General features: G+C 63.3%; 23 protein-coding genes and 1 pseudogene. 7 read left to right on the forward strand and 17 right to left on the reverse strand.

From position 1 onward, the window contains the following. Positions 1-12: 12 nt before the first annotated feature. Positions 13-1,002 (reverse strand): Bug family tripartite tricarboxylate transporter substrate binding protein, encoded by a 990-nt coding sequence (locus tag Cth01_RS18030; protein WP_045840047.1) that lies wholly within the window; start codon positions 1,000-1,002, stop codon positions 13-15. Between the two features lie 104 nt (positions 1,003-1,106). On the opposite strand from Cth01_RS18030, the gene Cth01_RS18035 reads away from it, so the two are divergent. Next, positions 1,107-1,910, forward strand: coding sequence for an IclR family transcriptional regulator (locus tag Cth01_RS18035; RefSeq protein WP_045840005.1), 804 nt, complete (start codon positions 1,107-1,109; stop codon positions 1,908-1,910). A 33-nt stretch (positions 1,911-1,943) separates the two neighbouring features. Here Cth01_RS18035 and Cth01_RS18040 read toward each other — a convergent pair whose 3' ends face one another. The 3 genes from Cth01_RS18040 to Cth01_RS18050 form a co-directional block, all read right to left on the reverse strand. Then, positions 1,944-2,804: a ParB N-terminal domain-containing protein gene (locus Cth01_RS18040; RefSeq protein WP_034359442.1), complete on the reverse strand. Its 861-nt coding sequence runs from the start codon at positions 2,802-2,804 to the stop codon at positions 1,944-1,946. Between the two features lie 155 nt (positions 2,805-2,959). Continuing rightward, positions 2,960-4,348 carry a prephenate-dependent tRNA uridine(34) hydroxylase TrhP gene (gene trhP, locus Cth01_RS18045; protein WP_034407466.1) on the reverse strand — a complete coding sequence of 463 codons (1,389 nt, stop codon included), beginning with the start codon at positions 4,346-4,348 and terminating at the stop codon, positions 2,960-2,962. Positions 4,349-4,375: 27 nt separating this feature from the next. After that, positions 4,376-5,281 carry a LysR substrate-binding domain-containing protein gene (locus tag Cth01_RS18050; RefSeq protein ID WP_045840048.1) on the reverse strand — a complete coding sequence of 302 codons (906 nt, stop codon included), beginning with the start codon at positions 5,279-5,281 and terminating at the stop codon, positions 4,376-4,378. A gap of 146 nt (positions 5,282-5,427) precedes the next feature. Between Cth01_RS18050 and Cth01_RS18055 the strand changes: the two genes are divergently transcribed. Further along, entirely contained in the window at positions 5,428-6,186 is a 759-nt protein-coding gene (locus Cth01_RS18055; RefSeq protein ID WP_045840006.1) for a sulfite exporter TauE/SafE family protein, read from the forward strand. Positions 6,187-6,259: 73 nt separating this feature from the next. Here Cth01_RS18055 and prfH read toward each other — a convergent pair whose 3' ends face one another. From prfH to Cth01_RS18110, 11 genes and pseudogenes are all read right to left on the reverse strand, one after another. Continuing rightward, positions 6,260-6,847 (reverse strand): peptide chain release factor H, encoded by a 588-nt coding sequence (prfH, locus tag Cth01_RS18060; RefSeq protein ID WP_034407462.1) that lies wholly within the window; start codon positions 6,845-6,847, stop codon positions 6,260-6,262. Then, a pseudogene (locus Cth01_RS18065) lies at positions 6,838-7,991 on the reverse strand (RNA ligase RtcB family protein). Before Cth01_RS18065 ends, prfH begins: the two are co-directional and overlap by 10 nt. 389 nt (positions 7,992-8,380) lie before the next feature. Next, the gene (gene tolA, locus Cth01_RS18070) at positions 8,381-9,526 is read right to left on the reverse strand and encodes a cell envelope integrity protein TolA (RefSeq protein ID WP_045840007.1); all 1,146 of its coding nucleotides are present in this window, start codon (positions 9,524-9,526) and stop codon (positions 8,381-8,383) included. 77 nt (positions 9,527-9,603) lie between these two features. After that, a complete protein-coding gene (locus Cth01_RS18075; protein ID WP_012839211.1) occupies positions 9,604-10,035 on the reverse strand; it encodes a biopolymer transporter ExbD in 432 nt (143 codons plus the stop codon). 144 nt (positions 10,036-10,179) lie between these two features. Continuing rightward, complete coding sequence (tolQ, locus tag Cth01_RS18080; protein ID WP_003063920.1) at positions 10,180-10,884, reverse strand: protein TolQ; 705 nt, start codon at positions 10,882-10,884, stop codon at positions 10,180-10,182. Further along, complete coding sequence (ybgC, locus tag Cth01_RS18085) at positions 10,881-11,315, reverse strand: tol-pal system-associated acyl-CoA thioesterase (RefSeq protein WP_034407487.1); 435 nt, start codon at positions 11,313-11,315, stop codon at positions 10,881-10,883. Before ybgC ends, tolQ begins: the two co-directional genes overlap by 4 nt. Before the next feature lie 52 nt (positions 11,316-11,367). Then, on the reverse strand, positions 11,368-12,561 hold the full coding sequence (locus Cth01_RS18090; protein WP_174447112.1) for a pyridoxal phosphate-dependent aminotransferase: 1,194 nt from the start codon (positions 12,559-12,561) through the stop codon (positions 11,368-11,370). Between the two features lie 207 nt (positions 12,562-12,768). Then, the gene (gene nusB / locus Cth01_RS18095; protein ID WP_003063915.1) at positions 12,769-13,305 is read right to left on the reverse strand and encodes a transcription antitermination factor NusB; all 537 of its coding nucleotides are present in this window, start codon (positions 13,303-13,305) and stop codon (positions 12,769-12,771) included. After that, positions 13,298-13,771, reverse strand: a complete 474-nt coding sequence (ribH, locus tag Cth01_RS18100) for a 6,7-dimethyl-8-ribityllumazine synthase (RefSeq protein WP_003063913.1) — start codon at positions 13,769-13,771, stop codon at positions 13,298-13,300. Before ribH ends, nusB begins: the two co-directional genes overlap by 8 nt. Positions 13,772-13,786: 15 nt before the next feature. Further along, complete coding sequence (ribBA, locus tag Cth01_RS18105; protein ID WP_003063911.1) at positions 13,787-14,908, reverse strand: bifunctional 3,4-dihydroxy-2-butanone-4-phosphate synthase/GTP cyclohydrolase II; 1,122 nt, start codon at positions 14,906-14,908, stop codon at positions 13,787-13,789. A gap of 306 nt (positions 14,909-15,214) precedes the next feature. After that, positions 15,215-15,520: a 2Fe-2S iron-sulfur cluster-binding protein gene (locus tag Cth01_RS18110; protein ID WP_012839207.1), complete on the reverse strand. Its 306-nt coding sequence runs from the start codon at positions 15,518-15,520 to the stop codon at positions 15,215-15,217. 552 nt (positions 15,521-16,072) lie between these two features. Here Cth01_RS18110 and Cth01_RS18115 point away from each other — a divergent pair. The 3 genes from Cth01_RS18115 (at position 16,073) to Cth01_RS18125 (ending at position 20,641) form a co-directional block, all read left to right on the forward strand. Continuing rightward, positions 16,073-16,984 (forward strand): SDR family NAD(P)-dependent oxidoreductase, encoded by a 912-nt coding sequence (locus tag Cth01_RS18115; protein WP_003063906.1) that lies wholly within the window; start codon positions 16,073-16,075, stop codon positions 16,982-16,984. A gap of 317 nt (positions 16,985-17,301) precedes the next feature. After that, on the forward strand, positions 17,302-18,828 hold the full coding sequence (gene gshA / locus Cth01_RS18120; RefSeq protein ID WP_045840008.1) for a glutamate--cysteine ligase: 1,527 nt from the start codon (positions 17,302-17,304) through the stop codon (positions 18,826-18,828). Positions 18,829-18,985: 157 nt separating this feature from the next. Further along, complete coding sequence (locus Cth01_RS18125) at positions 18,986-20,641, forward strand: methyl-accepting chemotaxis protein (protein ID WP_034359491.1); 1,656 nt, start codon at positions 18,986-18,988, stop codon at positions 20,639-20,641. Positions 20,642-20,658: 17 nt separating this feature from the next. On the opposite strand, the gene Cth01_RS18130 is transcribed toward Cth01_RS18125, so the two are convergent. Both Cth01_RS18130 and Cth01_RS18135 read right to left on the reverse strand, forming a co-directional pair. Continuing rightward, positions 20,659-20,877 (reverse strand): oxidoreductase-like domain-containing protein, encoded by a 219-nt coding sequence (locus Cth01_RS18130; protein ID WP_080746229.1) that lies wholly within the window; start codon positions 20,875-20,877, stop codon positions 20,659-20,661. Further along, positions 20,874-21,098, reverse strand: a complete 225-nt coding sequence (locus Cth01_RS18135) for a hypothetical protein (protein WP_003063898.1) — start codon at positions 21,096-21,098, stop codon at positions 20,874-20,876. Before Cth01_RS18135 ends, Cth01_RS18130 begins: the two co-directional genes overlap by 4 nt. A gap of 123 nt (positions 21,099-21,221) precedes the next feature. On the opposite strand from Cth01_RS18135, the gene ylqF reads away from it, so the two are divergent. After that, positions 21,222-22,175 carry a ribosome biogenesis GTPase YlqF gene (ylqF, locus tag Cth01_RS18140; RefSeq protein ID WP_045840009.1) on the forward strand — a complete coding sequence of 318 codons (954 nt, stop codon included), beginning with the start codon at positions 21,222-21,224 and terminating at the stop codon, positions 22,173-22,175. Positions 22,176-22,336: 161 nt separating this feature from the next. Continuing rightward, positions 22,337-24,622: a putative bifunctional diguanylate cyclase/phosphodiesterase gene (locus tag Cth01_RS18145; protein ID WP_045840010.1), complete on the forward strand. Its 2,286-nt coding sequence runs from the start codon at positions 22,337-22,339 to the stop codon at positions 24,620-24,622. Positions 24,623-24,657: the final 35 nt, after the last annotated feature.

Here is a 24,657-nt window from a genome sequence, read left to right on the forward strand (position 1 = left end):
TGTCCTGGTGAGTTAGTTCGCCTTGGCGCCCGATGCCTTCACGACCTCGCTCCAGCTCTTGAGTTCGCTGGCGACGAATTTGCGCATGTCGTCGGGCGTTCCTGGTGCCGTGGTCGCAACCAGTTCAGCCAGTCTTTGCTTGATGCCGGGGTCTTTCAGTGCCTGGTTGAGTGCGGTGTTCAGACGCTTGATGACGACTTCCGGCGTGCCGGCCGGAGCGGAAATGCCGAACCAGGATTGCACTTCGAAGCCGGGGAAGCCCGATTCGGCCAAGGTCGGCACATCGGGCAGCAGGGGGGAGCGCTCCTTGCTGGTGATGGCCAGTGCGCGCAGCTTGCCTGCCTTCACATGCGGCATGGACGAGGGCGAGTTGTCGAACATGGACTGCACCTGCCCGCCAAGCAGGTCGGAGACGGCTGGCGCACTGCCCCGGTAGGGAACATGCAGCATGTTCAGCCCGGTCTTCATCTTGAACATCTCGCCGGAGAGATGGATGGAGGAGCCGCTGCCCGAGGAGGCGAATGTCAGGCCGTCGCTGGAATTTTTCGCGAATCTGACGTAGTCCTGCACCGAGTGGATCGGCAGGCCCGGATTGACCACCAGCAGATTGGGAATCTTGGCGATCAGGCCTACGGGCTCGAAGTCCTTGACGGGGTCGTAGCCGAGCTTGTTGTACAGCGATGCATTGATGGTGTTGGCGATCGTGTAGACGTACAGGCTGTACCCGTCGGCAGGAGCGCGGGCGACAATTTCTGCGCCCACATTGCTGTTGGCGCCGGTACGGTTGTCCACGATGATGGACTGCCCCAGCTCCACGCCCATCCGGTTGGCGACTAGGCGCGCAACGACGTCGGTGGCGCCGCCGGCCGCATAGCCGACGACTAGCTTGAGAGGCTTGGTGGGCCAACTGGTTTCCACGGCCGGTGCCGCTGATGCCAGGCATGAGCCCAGCGTTGCGGCGATGGCGATGCAGATGTTTCTGCGATGCCTTTCCTGCTTCATCATTGTCTCCTTGAAAGGGTTATGGGGGTTCTTCAGCGCTGTCGAACCCCATATGCCGAGAGCCATGGCTTGTCGGCGATTGTTTCAATGAAGCGGGGAAATGAATGAATGAAAACGTCTGCCTGCCGGACGAAATCACTAGGCGAAAACCCTCTGCAGGAGAGGAGAGCAAGACCTTGAGCCGTGGCTTGGCGGTGATGGATGCCGTGCTTGCCGGGCCGCAGGAGGGGATGCGTGTGGCCGAGCTGTGTCGTCAGACCGGTCTTGAGCGCGCCACCATCTATCGCCTGCTGGCGGCATTGCAGGAGGCTCGCTATGTGACGCTGGTCTCACGTTATCGCTACGGGCCCGGCGAGCGCTGGAGGGCGCTGGTGCCCTGCAGCAAGCAACGCGAGGATCTGGCGCAGCGGCTTGCGCCGGTTCTGGCCGCCATCAGCGAAGGGTGTGGGGATGCCGCATTTGCCGTGGTGCGCGACGGTGGTCTGTCCCACTGTATTGCGCGGCATGTGGGCAGCTATCCCATCCAGATTCTGGTGATACAGGTGGGTACGCGCCAGCCCCTGGGGGTCGGTGCCGCCGGGCTGGCGCTGCTCTCGGCGCTGGCAGACCGCGAAGTGGAAGCGGTGCTCGACGTCAACGCGCCGGCTCTTGCCTTGTACGGCGGCATGACCCAGCAGCGCCTCAGACTGCTGGTGCTGGCCACGCGGGAGCGGGGCTGGTCACTGGTGGGCAACCATGCGACCCAGAATGTGCTGGCGGTGGGCCTGCCGGTGTGCGATGCCAGCGGCGATGTGCTGGCAGGGATCAGCGTGGCCGCCACCGAAAACCGCATGCCGCGCGAGCGCCAGCGCCGGATCGTGCAGCTCATGCGCAAAAGCCTGCGCGCCCATGGTTTCGACGCATTCTGAGCGGCAGGCAGGGGCCATCGCAGCTGCTGCGGCTTAACCCTGTTCGGCCAGCAGGTCCTGCAAGGTCTTGACCTGCAGGCGCAGGCGCTCGTTCTCGGCTTCCAGCTCGGTGACGCGGGCCTGCAGCTCTTCGGGGCTGGCGGCTGGCGCGGCTTCTGCCGATTCTTCGGCTTCGGGCTTGGCGGCCTTGGGCTTTTTCTTGGCATCGCGCACGCGCTTGGCTGCCTGCTTGAGGGCATCGGCGCCTTCGGCGGCCACGGCTTGCTGCTCTTCCTCGGGCAGGGTGGCGACCACGGCTGCGGCATTGAGCGAGAGTTCGCCGGCCTTGACCGCGGCCACGACTTCGGGCGCGGCCTTTTCCTGGATGGTCTCGATCATCTTGACCTGACCGGCCGACAGGCGGGCGGCGCGTGCCAGGGCTTCACGTGTGTCCAGCGCTTCGTCGGGCACCTTGGCCACGCTGGCCAGAGCCTGGGCCACCACGGGGTCGGTCTCGCCTTCCCATGGGGCTTCCTCGCTGGCCGGCTGGGCGGCCTTGGCGGCGTTCACGGCAGCGGCTGCTGCAGCGCGTCGCTCGGCAATGATCTCGCGCTTGCGCAGCGCCAGCACGCCGCGCTGGAAGTCCGAGACCGAGCGGCGGCCCAGATGCTGGTCGATCATCCACAGATGCACGTCGTCCATGTTCTTGAACTGCGTGGCCTGCACGGTGTTGAAGGGCAGGCCGTGTTTCTGGCAGATGCCGTAGCGGTTGTGGCCGTCGATGAGCAGATCGCCCCAGACCACCAGGGAGTCGCGGCAGCCTTCGGAAAGGATGCTGCGCTCCAGCGATTCGTGCTCGTCCGGGGTCAGAGGGTCGATATAGGCCTTCAGGCCTTCGTCAATCTTCAGTTCCATGTGTGTTCTTCAAATTGAGGAGCTGCCTGCGCTTGTTATCGTTGATTTTCAACATGAATTCAATTTGAATTCAAGAGAAAACGAGCGAAAGCAGCTATAGAGAAAAGAGCAACGCCCCAGCGTATGGGGCGTTGGAAAAGCAAAGCCGGTCGAGCTTACAGCAGACGCGAAATCAGCGCACCTTCCACAGGGCCTTCCAGCGGAATGCGCACGCGCACGGGGTTGCCTTGTGCGACTTCCACGGGCTGGCCTTCGAGGTTGAACATCTTCTCCAGCTTGACTTGGCGGTTGCCCTGGGGATGAATCACTTCGATGGTGTCGCCCACGGCGAAACGGTTCATGGTTTCAATCTCTGCCATGCCGTCGGCATAGCCGCGCACCGCGCCCACGAAGTGGCTGCGCTGCAGCACGCTGTGGCCGGTTTCGTAGTTCTGGTAGTCGTTGGCAGGGCGGCGCTCCAGCAGGCCGCCGGTATAGCCGCGGTTGGCCAGGCCTTCGAGTTCGGTGATCAGATGCGGGTTGAACGGACGGCCGGCCACGGCGTCGTCGATGGCGCGGCGGTAGGTCTGGGCCGTGCGGGCCACATAGTACAGGCTCTTGGTGCGGCCTTCGATCTTGAGCGAGTCCACGCCGATCTTGGTCAGGCGCTCCACATGCTCCACGGCGCGCAGGTCCTTGGAGTTCATGATGTAGGTGCCATGCTCATCTTCCATGATGGGCATCATCTCGCCGGGGCGGCCTTTTTCCTCGAGCAGATAGATGGCATCGGCCTTGGGATGGCGCTGCTGGTCGCCGCAGGTGCTGGTGAACTGGTTGTCCAGATCGTTCTTGGCTTCTTCGAAGTTGAAGCCGTTTTCCATGGTCTGGCCCAGCGCCTCGCCGGTGTTGGGGTCCACGGCCGCGTCATGCGTCTTGTAGTCCCAGCGGCAGGCGTTGGTGCAGGTGCCCTGGTTGGGGTCGCGGCGGTTGAAGTAGCCCGACAGCAGGCAGCGGCCCGAGTAGGCAATGCACAGCGCGCCGTGCACAAACACTTCCAGCTCCATGTCGGGGCATTCCTGGCGGATCTTCTCGATCTCGTCGAGGCTCAGCTCGCGCGACAGGATGATGCGCGAGACGCCCATCTTCTGCCAGAACTTCACGGTGGCGTGGTTGGTGGTGTTGGCCTGCACGGACAGATGAATTTCCTGCTCGGGCCACTTTTCCTTGACCATCATGATGAGCCCGGGGTCGGCCATGATCATGGCGTCGGGCTTCATGGCGATGATGGGTTCGATGTCGCGCAGATAGGTGCGGACCTTGTCGTTGTGTGCAATCAGATTGCTGGTCAGGAAGAACTTCTTGCCGCGTGCATGCGCCTCGGCAATGCCCTGGCCGATCTGCTCCAGGCGGAATTCGTTGTTGCGCGCGCGCAAGCTGTAGCGCGGCTGGCCGGCGTAGACGGCGTCGGCACCAAAGTCGTAGGCGGCGCGCATCTTGTCGAGCGAGCCGGCAGGCAGCAGCAGTTCGGGGGCTTTGAGGGTCATGATGGCGCTATTGTCCCGCATAGCGCTTTTCACCGTGGCTTGCTAAGGCTACGCGGTCTGTAGCAGCTGCGCGTGCAACTGCCGCGCAGGCAATGACAGGGAGGCCGTCGCGGCGGGCGTGCACAGCAGCAGCTGGCGCTGCGCCCAGGCGTCGGACAGCGGCACGGCCACCACGCCGGTGGCGGCGGCGTGGCGCTGCACGGCGGCCAGCGGCAGCACGGCAATGCCCACGCCCTGGCCCACGAGCTGGCACAGTCCCTCGAAATGCTGCAGCTGGACCTGAATGCGCAGCAGCCTGTCGTTGATCCGCAAGGCCTGTTTCTGCAGCAACTGCTGCAGGGCGGAGTCGCGTGGCAGGCCGACCCAGTTCTCGTTCAGCAGCTCGGCCAGCGGAAGGTGCGCGCGCCCGGCCAGCGCATGGCCCAGCGGCAAGGCGGCGGCCAGCGGGTCCGGCCTCCAGGGCTGGCAGTACAGTCCTGCCAGCGCCGCCGCGTCTTCGGCATCCCAGGCCGCCACGCCGATATCGCACAAGCCCTGGCGCAGTCCGGCCAGCACTTCGCTGCTCGGGCATTCCTGCAGCTCCAGGGCAATCTGCGGGTGCTGGCGCAGAAAGCCGCTGACGGCCAGCGGCAGATGCTCGCGCACGGCCGAGGTATTGCCGCGCAAACGTATCTGCCCGGCCAGGCCGGCGCCGAATTCACCCATGGCCCCACGCAGTAGCTGCATCTGGCTGAGCACCTGGCGTGCATGCTGGCCCAGGGTGTGACCAGCAGCCGTGGGCTGCACGCCGCGTGCCTGGCGAATGAGCAGCGCCGTGCCCAGAAGCTGTTCCATGCCGCGCACGCGCTCGCTGGCCGAGGCCAGCGTGAGATGGCTGCGCTGTGCCGCTGCCGTCAGCGTGCCGCTGTCGAGGATGTGCACAAACAGCTGGAGGTCGGTCAGGTCAAAGCGCATGGGATTCAAGCCTAAGGTTTATACGAAGTCTGGGTTTGAATAATCCCGTTGGTAAAGAGTTCTGTGTCGAAGGATTATCAGCGCTGTGGAAGAGAAAGATGGATCTTGTCGGTGTTTAAAGATTCGGATGATACGAAGGATTGATGATGTGGAATGAAGGCTGGATGGCTGCGGCAGCCATTGCCGTGTTTGGACTGGCGGGTTGTGTCAAAGGCGTGGTGGGTCTGGGCCTGCCCACGGTTTCCATGGCCTTGCTGGCGGTGTTCATGTCGCCCGCGCAGGCGGCGGCCTTGCTGCTTTTGCCTTCGCTGGTGACGAATCTGGTGCAGATGCGGCCTGTGGCGGGTTTGCGGGCCTTGTTGCAGCGTCTGGGCTGGATGCAACTGGGCATCGTGCTGGGCACGCTGGGAGGTGTGGCCCTCTGGGGTGGAGTCGGCAGCCTGTCAGCAGCCAGGCCGGCTCTGGGCCTGGCGCTGGTGATGTACGCCCTGTGGGGGCTGTCGGGCTTGCGCTGGCAGACGCCGGCGCCGCACCAGGCCTGGCTGGGGGCGGCATGCGGCCTGTTGACGGGCGCCATCACGGCGGTGACAGGGGTCTTTGTCGTGCCCGCCGTGGCCTTTTTGCAGTCGCTGGGCCTGGCCCGTCCCGCACTGATGCAGGCCATGGGCCTGTGCTTTACCACTTCCACGCTGGCCCTGGGGACCGGTTTGCTCTGGAAGGGGCAAGGCCTGGGTGCTCAGGCGCAGGAGATGGGACTGGGACTGCTGGCTTCGGCCCTGATGCTGATTCCAGCACTGGCCGGCATGCACTGGGGCGAGTTGCTGCGCGAGAAACTCTCGCCCGAGCTTTTCCGGAAGCTGCTGATGCTCAGTCTTCTGGCCCTGGGGGTCTACCTGTGCTTCTGAGTGGCCGGGGTCGCAGCGACATTGCCGCCGCCCCTGCGTTCGGGAGGAGGACGGCAATGTCATCTCGGGGCGGTTAAAGGCGGAAGACCTTGATGGCCTGGCCGCGCTCCACTTCCCAGTGCTGCTGGCTGCGCAGGCGCTGCGCCTGCCCCTCGCTGCGCGCATTGTGCTGCGCCAGCTTGATGGCCAGCAGCTCGCGCGCCAGCCGCTTGTTGGCATGCTGGCTGCGTTCGCTCATGACCTTGACGGCCATCCCGCTGGGCACATGCAGGGCATGGACGGCCGAGTCCGTGGTGTTGACATGCTGGCCGCCCTTGCCCGAAGCCTTGCAGGACTGGAACTGGATCTCGCCGTCCATGGCCAGCTGACGCGGCGGCTCGCAGCGCTGCACGGCGACGAACCAGTTCTTGCGCGGATGCCGGGGCCGGAAGGGGCTGGCGAAGATCCACTGGATGGTGCCCAGCCATTCGCGCAGGGCGGGCGTCTCGCGCTCGCAGCGCAGCAGCACCGACCTGTAGCCGGCCGGGGTGCGGAATTCCTCCAGCACCTCGGCGGCCAGGTCCTCGGCGGCGCAGGCCTGCAGCAGCTTGCGCAGCGTCAGCTGCAGCGCGTATTCGCACTCGGCGGGGCCATGGGCGGAGCTCAGTTGCATCAGCAGCATTGCATGGCTCCCTTCTTGTAGGTCAGCAGGGGCTTGAGGCGTGCAACCAGCTCTACCAGGCCGGCTTGCTGCAGGCTGGCGACCACGGAGTCCACATCCTTGTAGGCCTGGGGGGCCTCCTCGTAGACCAGCTCGCGGTCGGCGCAGACCACGGCGTTGCCGAAGCGCGTGCGCAGCAGCTCGTCCAGCGTGAATCGGGGTCGCAGCCGGCCCATGCAGTCCGTGCGAGCCCATTTGCGGCCGGCGCCGTGGGCCAGCGAATCCAGGGCCTCGTGCCGGCCGGCGACGGGCCGCACCAGATAGCTGTAGTCGCCGCGCGAGCCTGGAATGACGACCAGACCCCGGTCTGCCGGCGTGGCGCCCTTGCGATGCAGAAAGCCGTCCTAGCCCTGCCAGTGGTGGGCAAGCACATGGTTGTGCGTGATGTCGAGCACGGCCTCGCCCTGGCTGCGGATCGCGCGCAGCAGGCGCTGGGCGATGCTGCTGCGGTTGAGCCGCGCATAGTCGATTGCGGCATCGTGCTGCAGCAGGTATTGCCTTGCGGCGTCGGTGCCGGTGGCTAGGCCGTCGTGGCTGAAGCGCTGCACATGCTCGCGCAGTATGGCTCCGCCCAGGCCCCGCGAGCCGCTGTGTACCATGAGGTGCACGCGCTTTTTGTCGAGCGCGCCTTCCTCGTAGAGGGTCTCGACCTGCTGCAGTTCGGCAAAGTGGTTGCCGCCGCCTATGGTGCCCAGGCTCTGCAGCAGATAGGCCGGATCGGCGACACCGCTGGTCTGCGCGATCTGCTGCAGCTGCTCCATGTCCACGGTCTCCAGCAGCTCCTGAGGCAGAGGGCCGTCGATATTGCCTATGGCTTTTTCGAGCTTGGCGCCTGAAGTCCTGTGCACGGCCAGGTCGGTCGCGTACAGGGACATACCGCAGCCTATGTCGCCGCCGACCAGGGCCGGGTAGAAGCGTCCTGTCGAGAAGAATGCCGCGCCCACGGGATAGCCCGGCCCGGATGCAGGTCGGGCAGGCCGACGGCGGCGCGGATGCCGTCCAGATTGGCGGCTGTGGTGTGAAGTTGCTGGATGGCAGCGTCCTCGATCCAGACGCTGCTGTTGGCGAACACCTTGACGTAGGTGTCCGAAAAAGAATTGCCCATGAATGGCCCTTGGTCGAATGCATGAAATCAGCGATGGGGCAGTCGCGACATGCTCGGCCGGCAGGCATCCGGGAATTCACGCGCAGCACAAGGCCTGGCTCCATGGCGTCGATGGGCCGGGCGAGGTCTGCAGCGTGGCGGGAAGCGCTAGAAGGCTTTAGGCGGGCACGACTGCAAAGGGATTTGTCGTCTGGGACATGGCTCTCTCCTTTGCGTGAGTGGGAAAGCGCGCAATCCGTCGTGGATTGCGGCAAAGAAAGGCATGCTATGGACTGGCGGGCGGCGGCGCAAGCCGTGCAGCTCGGTGCGTTGTGGAATGGCCACAGATAAAAAAGCCCCGCGGGCCATGCCAGCGGGGCTTGGGGGAAAGCGCGGGGAGCAGTCCCGCGTCAGTCCTGGGGTCTGAAGCCTATGACCAGATCCGAGGGCACCTTGCCGTCGATATCGCGCGGCAGCTTGTCGGTCTTGTGCAGGGCGCGCACCACGGCCTCATCCCAGGCCGCGTTGCCACTGGACTTGGAGATCGTGGCACTGGTGATGGTGCCGTCCGGTGCCGTGCGCACGCGGACCTCGGCACGCGGATTGCCGCTGACCGCATCGGGGTAGACGATGTTGGGCTTGACGCGCGCGGCCACCTTGGCGGCATAGCCGGCCGATGGTCCGCCGCTGGCACTGCTGCCCGCGCCGCCCGTGCGGCTGCCGCCGCTGCCGGCCTGATCGCTGCCGCCGGACCCGCCGGCCAGCCCTTGCAGGCGTGCCAGCTCGGCCTTGCGACGGTCATCGGCTGCCTTGGCATCCCTGGCGTCCCTGGCCGCCTTCTCCTTGGCTTCCTTGGCGGCTTTTTCCTTGTCGGCCTTGTCCTTCTCGGCTTTTTCCCTGGCAGCCTTGTCCTTGGCAGCTTTCTCGGCTTTCTCTTTCTCAGCCTTTTCCGCTTTTTCCTTCTCGGCCTTGTCCTTGGCCGCCTTTTCGGCCTTTTCCTTTTTCTCGTGCTCGAGCTTTTCCTTGCGTTCCTTCTCCGCCTTTTCAGCCTTCTGTTTTTCCAGCTGAGCCTTTTCGGCCTTGTCCTTCTCGGCCTTGTCCTTTTCGGCTTTTTCCTTGCGCTCTTTTTCCCGCTGCTCGCGGGCTTCCTGCTCGGCCTTTTCCTTCTTCAGCTGCTCCTGCTTTTTCTTTTTGGCCAGGGCAATCTCGGCCTCATGATCGTCGTCATGGGCCTGAGCCTTGGGGGCAGGCGCAGGAGGAGGCAGCGGTGCCACCACGGGTTCCGGCGGAGGTGGTGGCGGCTCGGGAGCCGGAGCCGGCTCCGGCGTGGGCTCCGGAGCAGGAGGCGGCGGTGTCACGGCGGCTGCGGAAGCCGGGGCGGAACTGCTCCAGACCTCGGCTTCGACCATGGCCTCGTCGGCTTCTTTGGGGGGGCGCACCGTCCACAGCAGGGCCGCGATCAGCAACCCGTGCGCGGCCAGGGCGAGCGACCATGAGCGCGCCCGGCCTTTGGGGCGGGGCGGGGCAAACTGATCGCGATCTTGCTGGTTAGGCATGGTGAATTGGTGGTCTGCGCGGGCTGCGGCTTCAAGGCATCAAAGTCGCGGCCGGCGGCAGAGCTTCCTGTAGGGGATCAATTGCTGGAAGAGGAAACGACGCCGAAGGCAATGCGCTTGACGCCGGCCTTGGACAGCGTGGTGTGCGCCTTCATGACGTCGTCAAAAGGCAGACCCTTGTCGGCGATGATCTGGATGGCGCTGTCCTCGCCCTGGCCTTGCTGCCAGGACTGGGCCAGACCCTTGAGGTCGTCGAGCTTGATGGTCTGGGTGTTGCTGCCGTTCTTGAACTGGATGCTGCCATCCTTGTCGAGCAGCACATAGGCAATGTTCTTGGTCGGCGGGCGCGAGGACTTGCCTGCGCTAGGTACGTTGATGGAGCCCGGCGTGAGCATGGGCGCCGTCACCATGAAGATGATGAGCAGCACCAGCATCACGTCGATGAAGGGCACCATATTGATTTCGTTGACGGTGCGGCGATTGCGACCGCGTGAACTCATGGCTGGCATGGATCACACTCCTTACAAATAGGCTGCTTGGCGCGCAGCCGTCCTGCTTGCGCGAGGCTCAATCCAGAGGCGCAGTGCAAAGGCCCGCGGGCCTTGTGTCCTGTCAAGGCCAGAGGCCTGAAGCGACTCGGGAACAGTTTCATCTCAATGGCCGGAGGCGGAGCCGCTGGCAGTGGCACCGACATTGCGCTGCAGGATATTGGAGAACTCTTCGATGAAGGTTTCTTCCTGGCTGGCGATGCGGTCGATGTGGTGGGCGTAGCGGTTGTAGGCCGTCACGGCGGGGATGGCTGCAAACAGGCCCATGGCGGTGGCGACCAGGGCCTCGGCAATGCCGGGGGCCACGGTGGCCAGAGTGATCTGCTCCATGTTGGCAAAGCCGGTGAAGGCGTGCATCACGCCCCATACGGTGCCGAACAGGCCGACGTAGGGCGAGACCGAGGCTACGGTGCCCAGGAAGGACAGGCCGGATTCGATCTCGTCGAGTTCGCGCTGAAAGCTTGCGCGCATGGCTCGGCGCGTGCCGTCCATCAGCGTGGCGACATCGCCGATGCGGCGCTCGCGCAGCTTCTGGTACTCACGCATGCCGCTGGCAAAGATGCGCTCCATGGGGCCGCCGGTCTTGGCGTTCTGCGCGGCAGAGGCATAGAGGTCGTTGAGGCTGGTGCCCGACCAGAAGTCCTGCTCGAAGTTGTCGTTGAGCGAGCGCACTCGCTTCAAGGTCTGGGCCTTGCGAAAAATGGTGGCCCAGCTCGCTATGGATGCGATCACCAGGATCAGCATGACCAGTTGTACCACCCAGCTGGCCTGCATGATGAGGCTGAGGATGGACATGTCTTGGGAGTTCATGAAAGTTGCTCCAGGATATGGTTCGGAATTCTCGCGGGGCGCATGGTCTTGCCATCCACCCACCCAATTCGGATGGAGCCCGTGCACAGCGGCGTGGGCTCTTGGGCTTGACTGTCGGAATGGACCAGCAGCGCCTGCTGCTCGATTGTGAGCGAAGCGCGGCCGGCACTTTTCAAGCTAGCGGTAACAAAGAGTTGGTCATCGAGTCGCGCCGGGTGCAGATATTCAAGCTGCGCAGACGTTACGACAAAGATGCCGCCGGTTTGTTCCCGCAACTTTTGCTGGGCGATGCCCAGCGAGCGCAACCACTCGGTGCGGGCACGCTCGAAGAACTTGAGGTAGTTGGCATAGAACACGGCGCCGCCGGCATCGGTGTCTTCCCAGTAAACGCGCATCGGGAATGTGAACACCCCGGCTGCGGCGGCTTGCATGGCATCGGCCCCGTCAGGCAAAGGCGCTGGTTGGCTCTGCATCATCACGGATTCAGCAGAAGAGCTTTTTCATGCGAGCAATGGCTTCCTGCAGCTGCTCCATGGAGTTGGCGGTGGAAAAGCGCACATAGTTCGCCGTCTCGGCCTGACCGAAGTCGCGGCCGGGGGTGATGGCCAGGTGAGCCTGGTTCATCAGCGCATAGGCAAAGTCCCAGCTGCCTTTCACGCCGAGCTTTTCGGCGGCAGCGCGGCAGTCGGCCCAGGCGTAGAAAGCGCCGTCGGGCTTGACGGGCACGGGCAGGCCTATCGATTCGAGAGCCGGGATGAAGTAGTCGCGGCGGGCCTTGAACTCGGCGCGGCGGCGCTCGTATTCGACAATGCTCTCGGGCTCGAAGCAGGCGAGGGCCGCATATTGCGATACGGTGCTGGCACAGATGAACAGATGCTGGGCCAGCATCTCTATGGGCGCGACCAGCGACTCGGGCACGACCATCCAGCCCAGGCGCCAGCCCGTCATATTGAAATATTTGCTGAAGCTGTTGATGGAGATGATGTCATCGCCCAGCTTCAGGGCCGATTGGCCAAAGGCTTCGTCGTAGGACAGGCCCAGGTAGATTTCGTCGACGATGGTCAACCCGCCTTTGGCGCGCACGACGTCGTGGATGCGGCGCAGCTCATCGGGAGCAATCGAAGTGCCCGTGGGGTTGGACGGCGAGGCCAGCATCACGCCGCGCGTGCGCTCGCCCCAGGCTGCTTCGACCTTGGCGGCGCTGAGCTGGAAGCGCTCCGCCGCCGAGGAGGGGATGAGCACCGGCTTGCCCTCGGCCGCCGAGACAAAGTGGCGGTTGCAGGGGTAGCTGGGATCGGGCATCAGCACCTCGTCGCCCTCGTCGATCAGAGCCAGACAGGCCAGCTGCAGCGCAGCCGAGGCGCCGGCCGTGATGATGATGCGGCGCGCCGGCACATCCACGCCGAAGCGGCTGGCATACCAGGCGCTGATACGCTCGCGCAGCTCGGGCAGGCCCGGTGCCTGGGTATATTGCGTGCGGCCGTCGCGGATGGCGCGCTCTGCCGCTTGCTGCACCAGAGGCGGGGCGCTGAAGTCCGGCTCGCCGATGTTCAGATAGATCATGGGCGTGCCGCTGGCGCTGGACTGGCGGGCCACTTCCTGCGCGTGCTTGGCCATTTCCATGACGTAAAAAGGCTCGATACGTTGGGCGCGGCGGGAAAGCTCGATGACGGACATGGACGACGTTATTCTTTCAATCAATCAGCGTTCGGGTGCAGTCTGGTGCCGGAGGATGCAGCCGGTACAGCAGCCTGGCACCCATAAAAAAACTGCAACCAGCCAGCCGGTGCACGATAGCACCTGCGGCCCTGTTGCAGTATTTGCATTGACTATGCATGTGGCGCCAGCAGGGCCGCGCAGGCACGGCGCTGCAGATCAAGCGGTTCAGCTCGCAGACTTGTTGGCGCGGTCATGCGCCACTTCGGTGGCGCGCAGCTCGGGAGCCAGTCCGTTGAGCACGGCGTTGACATACTTGTGACCGTCGGTGCCGCCGAATTCCTTGGCCAGCTCGATGCACTCGTTGAGCACCACGCGCCAGGGCACGTCGGGGCAGTTCTGGAACTCGTACACACCAATCCACATGCAGGCATGTTCGATGGGCGAGATCTCGGTCAGGCCGCGATCGAGCTTGGGCGTGATCAGTGCATCCAGTGCAGCTTCGTTTTCCACGCAGCCGCGCAGCAGTGCATCGTAGTGCACCACGTCGGCCTTGTGAAAGCCGGCCAGATCGCGCGTGAAGCGGTCGATGTCGAGCACCGCATTGCGGCCCACGATGTGCTGATACAGGCCTTGCAGTGCGAACTCGCGTGCGCGGCTGCGATTGGATTTGGAGCCCGCCTTGCGTGCGCCGGTGCTGGTCAGGCCGGTGCGCTTCTGGGGAGGGCGGCGCGAGCCGGACTCGCTGGATTGTTCTTCACTCATGGTCGTCGTAGGAGTTGAGCAGATTGGCCATTTCCACGGCGACCTGGGCGGCGTCGCGGCCCTTGTCTACCTGGCGGGCAATGGCTTGCTCCATGTTTTCAGTGGTGATGATCGCGTTGGCGATCGGCAGGCGGTAGTCCAGGGACAGGCGTGTCACGCCTGCGCCCGATTCGTTGGCTACCAGCTCGAAGTGGTATGTCTCCCCACGGATGATGCAGCCCAGCGCCACCAGGGCGTCGTACTGATCGGTGTCGGCCAGTGTCTGCAGCGCCACGGGCACTTCGAGTGCGCCGGGGACGGTGACATGGTCGATGTTCTCGCTCTTCACACCCAATGCCAGCAGCTCATCGCGGCAGGAGGCAAACAGGGTGTTGGTAATGCTTTCGTTGAAGCGTGCTTGCACGATGCCGATCTTCAGTTCGGCTCCGTTGAGGTTCTGGCCTTGGCCTTTTTCTGCGTTTTGCATCTGGTGTTCCGTCTCTTATTCTTTGGGGATGTAACCCGTGATTTCCAGGCCGTAGCCTGCCATGCTGGGCATGCGGCGGGGCTGGCCCATGAGGTGCATCTTGCTCACGCCCAACTCGCGCAGGATTTGCGCGCCCACGCCATAGGTGCGCAGGTCCATGCGGCCACGCTCGGGCGCCTGGGCCGAACGGGCCTTGCCTTCGAACTGGGTCAGCAACTGCTCGCCGGACTCGCTGCAGTTGAGCAGCACGGCCACGCCCTGGCCATTGCCGTTGATGTACTTGAGACTCTCGTCCAGGCACCAGGAATGCTGGTTGCGGCCGGTTTCGAGCGCATCGAGCACCGACAGCGGCTCGTGCACACGCACGGGCACGGTGGTGTCGGGCTGCCATTCGCCCTTGACCAGTGCCAGATGCACGGAGCCGCTGGGCACGTCGCGGAAGGCATGGGCGATGAATTCGCCATGGGCCGTCTGCATGGGACGGCTGCCCACTTTCTGCAGCAGGGATTCGTTGCGGCTGCGGTATTCGATGAGGTCGGCAATCGTGCCGATCTTGATACCGTGCTCGGCACAGAACAGCTGCAGATCGGGCAGGCGGGCCATGGTGCCGTCGTCCTTCATGATCTCGCAGATCACGGCCGAGGGCGTGCAGCCTGCCAGCGCGGCCAGATCGCAACCAGCCTCGGTATGGCCGGCGCGCATGAGCACGCCGCCGTCCACGGCCTGCAGCGGGAAGATATGGCCGGGCTGCACCAGATCGCTGGGCTGGCTGTTCTTGTTCACGGCCACCTGGATGGTACGTGCACGGTCGGCGGCCGAGATGCCGGTGGTCACGCCTTCGGCGGCTTCGATGGAAATGGTGAAGGCCGTGCTGTACACGGTGCCGTTGCGCGCGGCCATGGGAGGCAGCTTGAGGAATTCGCAGCGCTCGCGGGTCAGCGTCAGGCAGATCAGGCCACGGCCGAAGCGGGCCATGAAGTTGATGGCTTCTGCTGTGACATGGTCGGATGCCAGAACCAGATCGCCTTCGTTCTCACGGTCTTCTTCGTCAACGAGAACGACCATGCGGCCGGCACGCATTTCCGCCACGATTTCTTCGACGGGCGAGATGGGCACAGGTTGGAGGGAGCTGTTCATGGAATGCCTTCTTGGACGTGAACTGGATGCGATGCACTGCAGTCGGCGGCTGGCGCATGACACGCACCAGTGAGGCATTGCCGACGCCGCCATGGGCGCAGGCAGGACTTCCAAAGAACGTGTGAGGCGGGAGGCCGCCTGGGCGGAGCCGCTTTCTGCAGGACAAGGCCTTGCGGAAAGCGCTCATTCTATTGCAGAGCGGGCTTTGAGCGCGCAAGCCGACCCTGAAACCATGATGCAGTGCAAGAACCGGATGCAGTTCCAAGGCGTGGCATCCGGCAAGAGCCGCCCCGCCGCTCAGGGGGCTTACAAATACTCATGATCCTTGAGCACCACATCGCTGTCGGGATAGGCACAGCAGGGCAGCACATAGCCTTCGGCCTGCTCTTCGGTCGTCACCCCCGGCCACTCGATGTCGTAGTGCACGCTGCCCGATACCAGCTGCCCCATGCAGGTGCGGCAGGTGCCGTTGCGGCAGGAGCTGGGCCAGTTCACGCCGCCGCTCTCCAGCGAGTCCAGCAAGGACTGGTCGGCCCAGGCGTCGACCTGCTGGCCGCTGGGCTCGCACTTGGCGATGAAGAAGGGAGGGGCAAAAGCAGAGTCGTTGGACATGAGGCGCTGTAGTGATTCTTTGCAAAACCCGTTGTTTTAGCTGGTTTGCCAAGGCCGTGGGCCCGGTGCGGATTGCCTGTTTTTTCAGCGCTGAAAAATGAACCTTTTGAAATCAATGACTTGCCTGACTTATTCATGGGACGGTTGCAGTTGTTCACAAGGATGTCCAGCGTAGGACGGGATAAGTGGCTGGTTGTCGGATAGGAGCTGATCAAAAAATAGGCAGTTTGAAAAATTCCATATAAATCAAATGCTTGATCCATTGCTGCAAAAGCTATTCAGGCTTGTCCACAGGCTTGTTGAGAAAAATTGGGGAAAAGCCCGTCGCTTGTGGATGACTGATTTTTGCTATTGAAAGAAGAGCTTGTAGCGAATACAGATATTGAAATTTGAATAGTTTTAATATTGAAACCAATTGATTTTTTGCGGTAACAGCTCCCGGATTGATAGCATTCTCCAGACTTACCCGCAGGCAGTCGCAAACGCTACGTTGCGCTGCAGCATGGGCGCTTAAAGTGGCTGCATCAATGCACAAGCAAGGAGCAGGACATCATGGCAATGGATTTTCAAGGTCGTGTGGCCATCGTGACGGGAGCGGGCGGCGGTCTGGGGCGTCTGCATGCGCTGGCTCTGGCCAGGCGCGGTGCCAAGGTGGTGGTCAACGATCTGGGCGGCGCGGTGGACGGCTCGGGCGGTTCGGCCACGGCGGCGCAGCAGGTAGTGGATGAAATCCGCGCAGCGGGCGGCGAGGCGATTGCCAACGCGGCCTCCGTGACCGACTTCGACGCCGTGCAGGCCATGGTCAAGCAGGCCATCACGGCCTGGGGGCGCGTGGACATTCTGGTCAACAACGCCGGCATTCTGCGCGACAAGAGCTTTGCCAAGATGGACATGGCGGACTTCCGCCTTGTCGTCGACGTACACCTGATGGGAGCGGCCAATTGCTGCAAGGCGGTCTGGCCCTATATGCAGGAGCAGAACTATGGCCGCATCGTGATGACGACTTCGTCGACGGGCCTCTACGGCAATTTCGGCCAGGCCAACTATGGCGCGGCAAAGCTGGCCCAGGTGGGCCTGATGCAGACGCTGGCCATCGAAGGGGCCAAACACAATATCCGGGTCAACGCACTGGCCCCCACGGCTGCCACACGTATGACGGCGGGACTGCTGCCCGAGCCGGTGCTGGAAGCCTTGAAGCCGGAGGCCGTGGTGCCTGCCATGCTGGTGCTGGCGCACGAGAGCGCGCCTACGCGCACCATTGTCTGCGCCGGCGCAGGCGGTTTCGAGGCTGCTCATATCACCATGACCGAAGGCGTTTATCTGGGCATGGGTGAGACCGTTCCCGAAGAGTTGGCCGCGCGTCTGGCTGAAGTCACGGCCAGCGAAGGCCAGCAGGTGCCGGCCAGTGGCGCCGTCCAGGGACAGGTGGAAGTGGGCAAGGCCATGAAAGCGCATGGACATTGATCAAGGCCAAAGTCGCAGCATTTTTTGCCCTGCACGAGCGGCAAGAGCAGCTGGCGATTGCGATTAGCACAGCTGAAAAAAGCCCTCTCGCGAGGGCTTTTTCTGTTTTGGAGTGAGCATGTGCTCATGTTTGGGTTGCTGTTAACCTGACAAATTTCTGGCAGAGGCCCTGGCTCTTGGCGGCTCAACAGGCCGAAAAACGTGGTTAAGCGGCCAGCCGCCATCGCGTTGCGTCTTGTTTCTCTATCATTCGCCGTCTGGGCGCGATTGGGCAGACGAAGTTTGTCGTCAGCGTCTTCACTAAGAAGGTAAGAACAATGAAGACATCGCAGGCCGCCGTGAATATGCCCACCGCCGAAAGGCTGCTGGGCATTCGTCGCGGCATCGAGAAAGAGGGACTGCGGGCACTGGCCACGGGCTCGCTGGCCCTGACGCCGCACCCTGCGGAACTGGGCTCGGCTCTCACGCACCCGCACATCACCACCGATTACAGCGAGTCCCAGCTGGAACTCATCACCGGCGCACGCCTGGGTGTCGAGGAATGCCTGGACGAGCTGACCGAAGTCCATCAGTTCGTGCTGCGCAACCTCAGCGAAAGCGGCGAGCTGATGTGGAATTCCAGCATGCCCTGCCGCCTGCCCACCGACGAGACGATTCCGCTGGGCCGCTATGGCAGCTCGCACTCGGGCCGTTCCAAGAGTGTGTACCGCATGGGTCTGGGCCACCGCTATGGCCGTCGCATGCAGACCATCTCGGGGATTCATTACAACTGGTCGCTGCCCGGAGTGAGCAGCGACCAGTACTTTGCGCTGATCCGCAACTTCCGCCGCAACGCCTTTGTGCTGCTGTATCTGTATGGCGCCTCTCCCGCGCTGTGTCCCTGCTTTGTGGAAGGGCGCGAGCATCGCCTGCAGCCGCTGGGCGACGGCAGGCATGCGCTGTACCTGCCCTATGCCACATCGCTACGCATGGGGCGCCTGGGCTATCAGAGCGACGCGCAGTCCAGCATCAACGTCAGCTACAACGGACTCGACGGCTATGCGGACTCGCTGCACGAGGCGCTGACCCGTCCTTACCCGGCCTACGAGCAACTGGGCGTGCGCAACCCCGGTGGCGACTACAACCAGCTGGGCACGGGCCTGCTGCAGATCGAGAACGAGTTCTACGGCACCATCCGTCCCAAGCGCACCGTCAAGAGCGGCGAGCGCCCGCTGCACGCGCTGCGCGAGCGCGGTGTGGAATATGTGGAAGTGCGGCTCATGGATATCGATCCCTATGAAACCGTGGGCATTGCGCCGGCCACCATGCGCATGATCGACGTCTTCCTGCTGCACTGCCTGCACAGCGACAGCCCCGACGACACGCCCCAGGAAATTGCCGACCTCAAGCACAACCAGCATCTGGCTGCGGAACAGGGCCGCGAGCCGGGCCTGAAGCTGGTGCGCAACGGCCAGCAGGTGCTGCTGACCGACTGGGCACAGGAAGTGCTCGAGCAATGTCGTCCCTATGCCCAGGCGCTGGATGCTGCTCATGGCACAAGCGACTACAGCGCTGCGCTGGATCAGGCCCTGGCCCGCGTGCAGGACGCGCAGTCCACGCCTTCGGCCCATGTGCTCAAGGAGCTCACCGGCGCCTATGACAATCGTTTCATAGACTTCATGACCACGCAGTCCGCCAAGGCGCGCGATGCCTTGCTGGCCATGCCCTGGACGGCTGAGCAGCAGGCGCGCTACGAGCGGATGAGCCAGGAGTCGGTGACCGCGCAGCAAGCCATCGAGGCTGCCGACACCATGACGTTCGAAGAGTGGCGCCAGCGCTATATGGATCCAGCCAGCCTGCTGTAATTCTTGGAATTTGATAGCTGGGAGCGCTTGCAATCTCTGGGTTGCAGGCGCTTTTTTATTGCATTAGGTGCTGCGGCTGTCACGTCATTGTCATCTGTGTTTCATATCGTAACGACCAGCGGAGCACTGCGCTCCGCGCTTGATCGGCGGTGTGCTCATGTTGTTGAAGAAATTCCAGAACCTTTCGGTGGCTCGCAAGATGTGGGCCTTGTTCCTGGGGCTGTTGCTGTGCAATGTGCTGGTGGCAGGCGGCCTGTTCAGCTATCTGCAGAATGTGGAGCAGCGGGTCAGCGCCGCTGTTCAGGCCACGGACAAGCGCATCAATCTTGCGCTGCGCTGGCAGGCGCTGACGCTGCAGAGCGTGGAGGCTGCGCTGGCCAGCGTGCTCTCTTCGGAAGAGCATCTGATTGCTCAGCTCTCGCAGAAAGCTCGCGGGCTGATGCAACAGGCTGGTGGTCTGCAGCAACAGGTGCAGGCCGATGCTCAGAGCGAAGTCGATCGAAGCGGCTTGGCCAGGGTGGAGCAGGAACGCAAGGCAGTGCTCGATATCTACGAGCAGGCCTATCAGGCGCGTGATCTGGGCAAGGCCTGGGAGGCGCAGAAGCTGGTGGACGAACAACTGATTCCCGCTTCCAGGCGCTATGTCCAGGCGCAGGATGCCTTTATCGAGGCTCAGCAGCAGCAGCGTCTGGACGCCGAGCAGCATGGGCGCGAGCAAACCGCCATCGCCAAGCGCATGGCCATGGGCGTGGGCTTGTTCATGGGCCTGGTGGGGGCGTTGCTGTCGTTGACGACGATTCGCTCCATCACCACGCCCTTGAGCGAGGCGGTGCAGCTGGCGCAGACCATTGCGGCGGGCGATCTCAGCTATGCACCGCCGGCGGCGGAGCGCGGCGACGAGCTGGGTCGGCTCATGCAGTCGCTGGCGCTGATGACTAGGCAGTTGCGCGGCCTGGTAGGCGAGGTGCAGGGGGGTGTGGAGGCCGTGGCTGCCGCATCCAGCCAGATGGCGCAGGACAACAGCGATCTCTCCGATCGCACAGCCCATGCTGCAGAGCAACTCAAGGCCACGGTCAGCAGCATAGAAAACATGGTCACCCTGGTCACCCATTCGGCCGACAGTGCGCGCCATGCCGACCAGAGTGCGCGCAGTGCCGCCGAGGCGGCGGCCAGCGGAGGCAGCGTGGTGCAGGAGGTGGTTCGCAATATGGAGCACATGGCGCAAAGCAGCCAGCAGGTGGCTGCCATTGTGGGGGTGATTGACGGCATTGCCTTCCAGACCAATATCCTGGCGCTGAATGCCGCCGTGGAAGCGGCGCGGGCAGGCACTCAGGGCCGTGGCTTTGCCGTGGTGGCGGCCGAGGTACGCGAGCTGGCCCAGCGCAGTGCCGAAGCGGCCAAGCAGATCCGCCAGCTCATGGAGCACTCCACCAAACAGATGAAGTCGGGACAGACATTGGCGCTGCAGGCCGGCCAGCGCATGGAGCATATCGTGCGCGATGTGCGCACGGTCAGCGGTCTGATCGCCTCGATCACCGAGGCGGCACAGGCGCAGAACCAGGGTATCGCCCAGATCAGCGAGGCGGTGCAGGCACTGGACCATATGACCAGCCAGAACGCGGGTCTGGTGGCCGAATCCAGCGCAGCAGCGCGCGAGCTATTCCATCAGGCGCAAAGGCTGGAGGCAGGGGCGGGGCGCTTCCGTATTGACTATCAAGCGCTGGATAACGAGATCGCCGATATCGAGGTGGACGTCATGGAAAAAGAAGTCCATGTGCCTCGCCTGGCTGCGCTGGAAGCCGAAATGGCATGAGTCCCGAGTAGCGGGTTTCAGGCCTCGGTCATGGCTTGGGCCGCATCCTCCAGCCAGAAAGTCAGCGCGCCGTAATAGCCTTCCCAGACGCAGCCGTTGCAGCCGCGCCCGCAGCAACTCGTGGGCTCGGGCGGCGGCTGGCGCAGCGTCACCGCCGCTGCTGCTGCGCGCTGCTGCCACAGCGCAATCTGGCTGCGCGCCTGTGTCAGCGGCTGCAGCAGGGCTGTGTCGCTCATTTCTTGAAGCGAACCCAGAGAAACTGGGCTATGAAGGCCAGACCCAGCACCAGAGCAAACCAGCCCACGATATGGGACTGGGCAAACAGCTGGGCAATACCGCTTTCAGGCTTGAACACAGGGGCCAGCAAGATGATGATGCCGATCAGTGCAATCGTCAGGCCCTTGATCAGAATTTCGTTGCGGGCTTTGGACTTTTGGGGGGCGGAGGGCAAGGGCATAAGCGAGCTGGCAGGTCAGAAAAGCAGAGGGAGATTATCCTTGCGCGCCTGAATTCACTGACATAAAAGGGTGTTTGCGCCCATTGCGTGCTCGCACCCTGCAAAAAAGAAAGATCTCCGCTTATGGCCATCCAATGGTTTCCCGGTCACATGCATCTGACGCGTCAGGCCATCACGGAGCGCGTCAAGGAAATCGATGTGGTCATCGAGGTTCTGGATGCGCGCTTGCCCGGCTCCAGCGCCAACCCCTTGCTGCAGGAGATGACGGGCCACAAGCCGCGCCTGAAGATACTCAACAAGCAGGATATGGCCGATCCGGTCCAGACCAAGGCCTGGATGGACTGGTACAACGCCCAGAGCGAGACGCGCGCCATTGCGCTGGACGCCTCGGAACCTGCTCCCACCAAGCGTCTGATCGAGCAGTGCAAGCTGCTGACGCCCTCGCGTGGCGGTCTGGCCAAGCCCATGCGGGTGCTGATCTGCGGCGTGCCCAATGTGGGCAAGTCCACGCTGATCAACTCCATGAGCGGCAAGACCCAGGCCAAGACCGGTAATGAGGCCGGTGTGACCAAGCTGGAGCAGCGCATCGTGCTGGCCGACGACTTCTACCTCTGGGACACGCCCGGCATGCTGTGGCCGCGCATCATCGTGGAGAAAAGCGGCTACAACCTGGCGGCCAGCGGTGCCGTGGGGCGCAATGCCTACGACGAAGACCTGGTGGCGCTGGAGCTGCTTTTGTATCTGCAAAAGCACTACGCTTCCATGCTGGAGGCGCGCTACAAGCTGGGCATTTCGGCCGATGAAATTGCGGCGTTGCATGATGACGAGCTGCTGACAATGATCGGCAAAAAGCGTGGCGCCGTGATGAGTGGCGGCCGCGTGAACCTGCAAAAGGCGGCCGAGCTGGTGCTGACCGACTTCCGTGATGTGAGCATTGGCCGCATCACGCTGGAGACTCCGGCCGAATTCGAGGTCTGGCTTGCCGAGGGCCAGCAAAAAGATGCGGAGCGCCAGGCCAGGAAAGATGCACAGACCAAGGCACGCCGAAGCGCGCGGCGGCAGCAGCAGCAGCGTTAGGCTGCAGGCGACAAGCCTGATGCGGCCAGGCCAGGCCTTGCATGCACTCAAGCCGGGCAGGCCGTGCGTCTGGGCTTTCAAGACCTGGCTCGCCGGACGATTGAACTAATTGGCAACTGCCCCTAGCATTCATCATTCAGTCTGAATGCCAAAGGGCTTGCATGCAGCGTCACTTCGTTGAGGCCAGATACCGGTTGCCCATGCGCCGCATGGTGTGGCTGGGCTGTCTCTGGATGTGGGTTCTGGGCGCTGCAATGAGTCTGGTCTGGTTGCTGATGCCGGCGATGGACGACATGGATCTGGCGCTGTCCGGCGGCGTCATGCTGCTGTCGCTGCTGTGCATGGGCCTGGCCAAGGCCAGGCAGTGGGTCTGGGCAGTGTCCTGCTTTGTCTGGGGCAACTGGCTGTTGAGCTTGCTCTGGGTTTGGCACATGGGAGGGCTTTATGGGCCGGCCGTGATGGCATTTCCTGCCTGGCTGGCTGTTGCGCTCTGGGTGCAGGGCACGCGTGCCGCCCTGACGATGCTGGGGCTGTCCTCCATCGTCGTTGCCGCTCTATGGTGGCTGGCTCCTCATATCGGCACGCCGTTTGCAGCCCTATCGGCAGCCGAGCATCTGCTGGCGATGGTTCATTTGCTGGGCATGATGATGCTGGTGCTCATCATTTGCTTGCAGGCAAGAGCCAGCCTGGGGCGGCGCGTGCAGAAAAGCCAGGAAATGCTGGCCGCACTGGAGGCCAGCCAGAACGAGCTGCGCAAGTTCTATCGGGCGGTCGAGCAGAACCCCGAGAGCATCGTCATCACCGATCCCGAGCTGAAGGTCATCTATGTCAACGAGGCCTTTTTGCTGCGCTCGGGCTATGCGCGCGAGCAGGTGATCGGCCAGTCTACCGAGCTGGTGTCCACCATGGGCATGGATCGCAGTCACCGCCAGCGCGCGCTCAAGCAACTGGCCAAGGGCACGCTATGGCGTGGCGAGATGACCAATCGCACGAGCAAGGGTGAGGCCTTGCGGGAGTCGGTGCTGGTGACGCCGATTCGCACGCCTCAGGGAGAGGTCGTCAATTATGTGGAGCTCAAGCGCGATCTCTCCGAGCGCGTTCTGGCCGAGCGCCGTATCCACGACCTGGTCTACCTGGACTCGCTCACGGGGCTGCCCAACCGCCATTCGCTGACCTTGCATCTGCGCGAACTGGCCCTGGTTCGGCAGGATGCCAGCCATGGATTGCTGCTGCTGGACGTAGATCGCTTTTCCGTCTTCAACGATGTGCATGGCATGCAGCACAGCGACGAGCTGGTGCAGGCCATGGGGGCCAGATTGGTCGAGGTTCTGCCTGACGATGCCTGGATTGCGCGTGTTGCGGCTGCGGAGTTTGCTATTGTTTTTGATAGCCTGCACAAGCAGGCCGAAGGTGTGGATGAGCAGCTGCAGCAGTATGCGCTGACCTTGAAGAAGGCCTTGCAAAAGCCGTTTTCTCTCAACAGCTGGGTGGAAACCGAGTTTGTCAGCTGCTGCATTGGCGGCGCCGTGCTGGAGCCGGCCATCAAAGGCGGCAACAGCCATGACGTGCTGCGCTTTGCCAGCGTGGCCTTGCATGAGGCCAAGCTGGGCGGTCCGGGCAGCGTGGTGCTGTTCGAGCCGCGCATGGCCCAGGATGTATATCGGCGCGTGCGCATTGCCCGGGATTTGTACCACGGCATCTCCGACGGGGAGTTGCGTCTGTATCTGCAGAGCCAGACCGATGCGCGCGGTCGCTGCGTGGGTGCCGAGGCGCTGGTGCGCTGGCAGCACCCCGAATGGGGGCTGGTAAGCCCGGGAGAGTTCATTCCGGTGGCCGAGGAGTCCGAGCTCATCGTGCGTCTGGGCGACTGGGTGCTGCGTCAGGCCTGCATGCTGCTGGCCAGGCCGGCCATGGCAGAGCGTGGACTGCGTCTGTCGGTCAACGTCAGCGCTCAGCAATTTGCGCATGACGATTTCATGGCCACGCTGGACAAGGTCTTGAGGGAAACCGGTGCCAATGCTCGCCAGCTGACACTGGAGATCACCGAAGGCACCTTGCTGCGGGATCTGGATCAGGCGCGTCGGCGCATGCTGGCACTGCGTGGCCTGGGCATAGAGATTTCTCTCGATGACTTCGGGACCGGCTATTCCAGTATGTACAGCCTGCAGCACCTGCCGATTCAGGAGCTCAAGATCGACAGAAGCTTTGTCAGCGGCAGCCATCGCTCCGAAAAAGATGCTGCCCTGGTCGAAGCCATGTTGCTGGTGGCGCGCCGCTTGCAACTGCGCGTGGTGGCAGAAGGTGTGGAGCTGTCCGAGCAGGCGCTGCAGTTGACGCAGTGGAACCCGGACATCGTGCTTCAGGGCATGCTGCTCGGCATGCCCATGCCGCAGCAGCGTTGGCTGGTCGAGGTGTTGGGCGAGCCCGATGCCGCTGCCAAGATATGAAAAAAGCCCACAACCATTGCTGGTTGAGGGCTTTC

The sequence above is a fragment of the Comamonas thiooxydans genome (assembly GCF_000964545.1).
Lineage (GTDB): Bacteria > Pseudomonadota > Gammaproteobacteria > Burkholderiales > Burkholderiaceae_C > Comamonas > Comamonas thiooxydans.

Excerpts from the sequence above, each read along its gene's own strand:
- Cth01_RS18030 (WP_045840047.1), bottom strand. The coding sequence starts at position 1,002 with ATGAAGCAGGAAAGGCATCGCAGAAACATCTGCATCGCCATCGCCGCA.
- Cth01_RS18035 (WP_045840005.1), top strand. The coding sequence starts at position 1,107 with ATGAATGAAAACGTCTGCCTGCCGGACGAAATCACTAGGCGAAAACCC.
- Cth01_RS18040 (WP_034359442.1), bottom strand. The coding sequence starts at position 2,804 with ATGGAACTGAAGATTGACGAAGGCCTGAAGGCCTATATCGACCCTCTG.
- trhP (WP_034407466.1), bottom strand. The coding sequence starts at position 4,348 with ATGCGGGACAATAGCGCCATCATGACCCTCAAAGCCCCCGAACTGCTG.
- Cth01_RS18050 (WP_045840048.1), bottom strand. The coding sequence starts at position 5,281 with ATGCGCTTTGACCTGACCGACCTCCAGCTGTTTGTGCACATCCTCGAC.
- Cth01_RS18055 (WP_045840006.1), top strand. The coding sequence starts at position 5,428 with ATGTGGAATGAAGGCTGGATGGCTGCGGCAGCCATTGCCGTGTTTGGA.
- prfH (WP_034407462.1), bottom strand. The coding sequence starts at position 6,847 with ATGCTGCTGATGCAACTGAGCTCCGCCCATGGCCCCGCCGAGTGCGAA.
- tolA (WP_045840007.1), bottom strand. The coding sequence starts at position 9,526 with ATGCCTAACCAGCAAGATCGCGATCAGTTTGCCCCGCCCCGCCCCAAA.
- Cth01_RS18075 (WP_012839211.1), bottom strand. The coding sequence starts at position 10,035 with ATGCCAGCCATGAGTTCACGCGGTCGCAATCGCCGCACCGTCAACGAA.
- tolQ (WP_003063920.1), bottom strand. The coding sequence starts at position 10,884 with ATGAACTCCCAAGACATGTCCATCCTCAGCCTCATCATGCAGGCCAGC.
- ybgC (WP_034407487.1), bottom strand. The coding sequence starts at position 11,315 with ATGCAAGCCGCCGCAGCCGGGGTGTTCACATTCCCGATGCGCGTTTAC.
- Cth01_RS18090 (WP_174447112.1), bottom strand. The coding sequence starts at position 12,561 with ATGTCCGTCATCGAGCTTTCCCGCCGCGCCCAACGTATCGAGCCTTTT.
- nusB (WP_003063915.1), bottom strand. The coding sequence starts at position 13,305 with ATGAGTGAAGAACAATCCAGCGAGTCCGGCTCGCGCCGCCCTCCCCAG.
- ribH (WP_003063913.1), bottom strand. The coding sequence starts at position 13,771 with ATGCAAAACGCAGAAAAAGGCCAAGGCCAGAACCTCAACGGAGCCGAA.
- ribBA (WP_003063911.1), bottom strand. The coding sequence starts at position 14,908 with ATGAACAGCTCCCTCCAACCTGTGCCCATCTCGCCCGTCGAAGAAATC.
- Cth01_RS18110 (WP_012839207.1), bottom strand. The coding sequence starts at position 15,520 with ATGTCCAACGACTCTGCTTTTGCCCCTCCCTTCTTCATCGCCAAGTGC.
- Cth01_RS18115 (WP_003063906.1), top strand. The coding sequence starts at position 16,073 with ATGGCAATGGATTTTCAAGGTCGTGTGGCCATCGTGACGGGAGCGGGC.
- gshA (WP_045840008.1), top strand. The coding sequence starts at position 17,302 with ATGAAGACATCGCAGGCCGCCGTGAATATGCCCACCGCCGAAAGGCTG.
- Cth01_RS18125 (WP_034359491.1), top strand. The coding sequence starts at position 18,986 with ATGTTGTTGAAGAAATTCCAGAACCTTTCGGTGGCTCGCAAGATGTGG.
- Cth01_RS18130 (WP_080746229.1), bottom strand. The coding sequence starts at position 20,877 with ATGAGCGACACAGCCCTGCTGCAGCCGCTGACACAGGCGCGCAGCCAG.
- Cth01_RS18135 (WP_003063898.1), bottom strand. The coding sequence starts at position 21,098 with ATGCCCTTGCCCTCCGCCCCCCAAAAGTCCAAAGCCCGCAACGAAATT.
- ylqF (WP_045840009.1), top strand. The coding sequence starts at position 21,222 with ATGGCCATCCAATGGTTTCCCGGTCACATGCATCTGACGCGTCAGGCC.
- Cth01_RS18145 (WP_045840010.1), top strand. The coding sequence starts at position 22,337 with ATGCAGCGTCACTTCGTTGAGGCCAGATACCGGTTGCCCATGCGCCGC.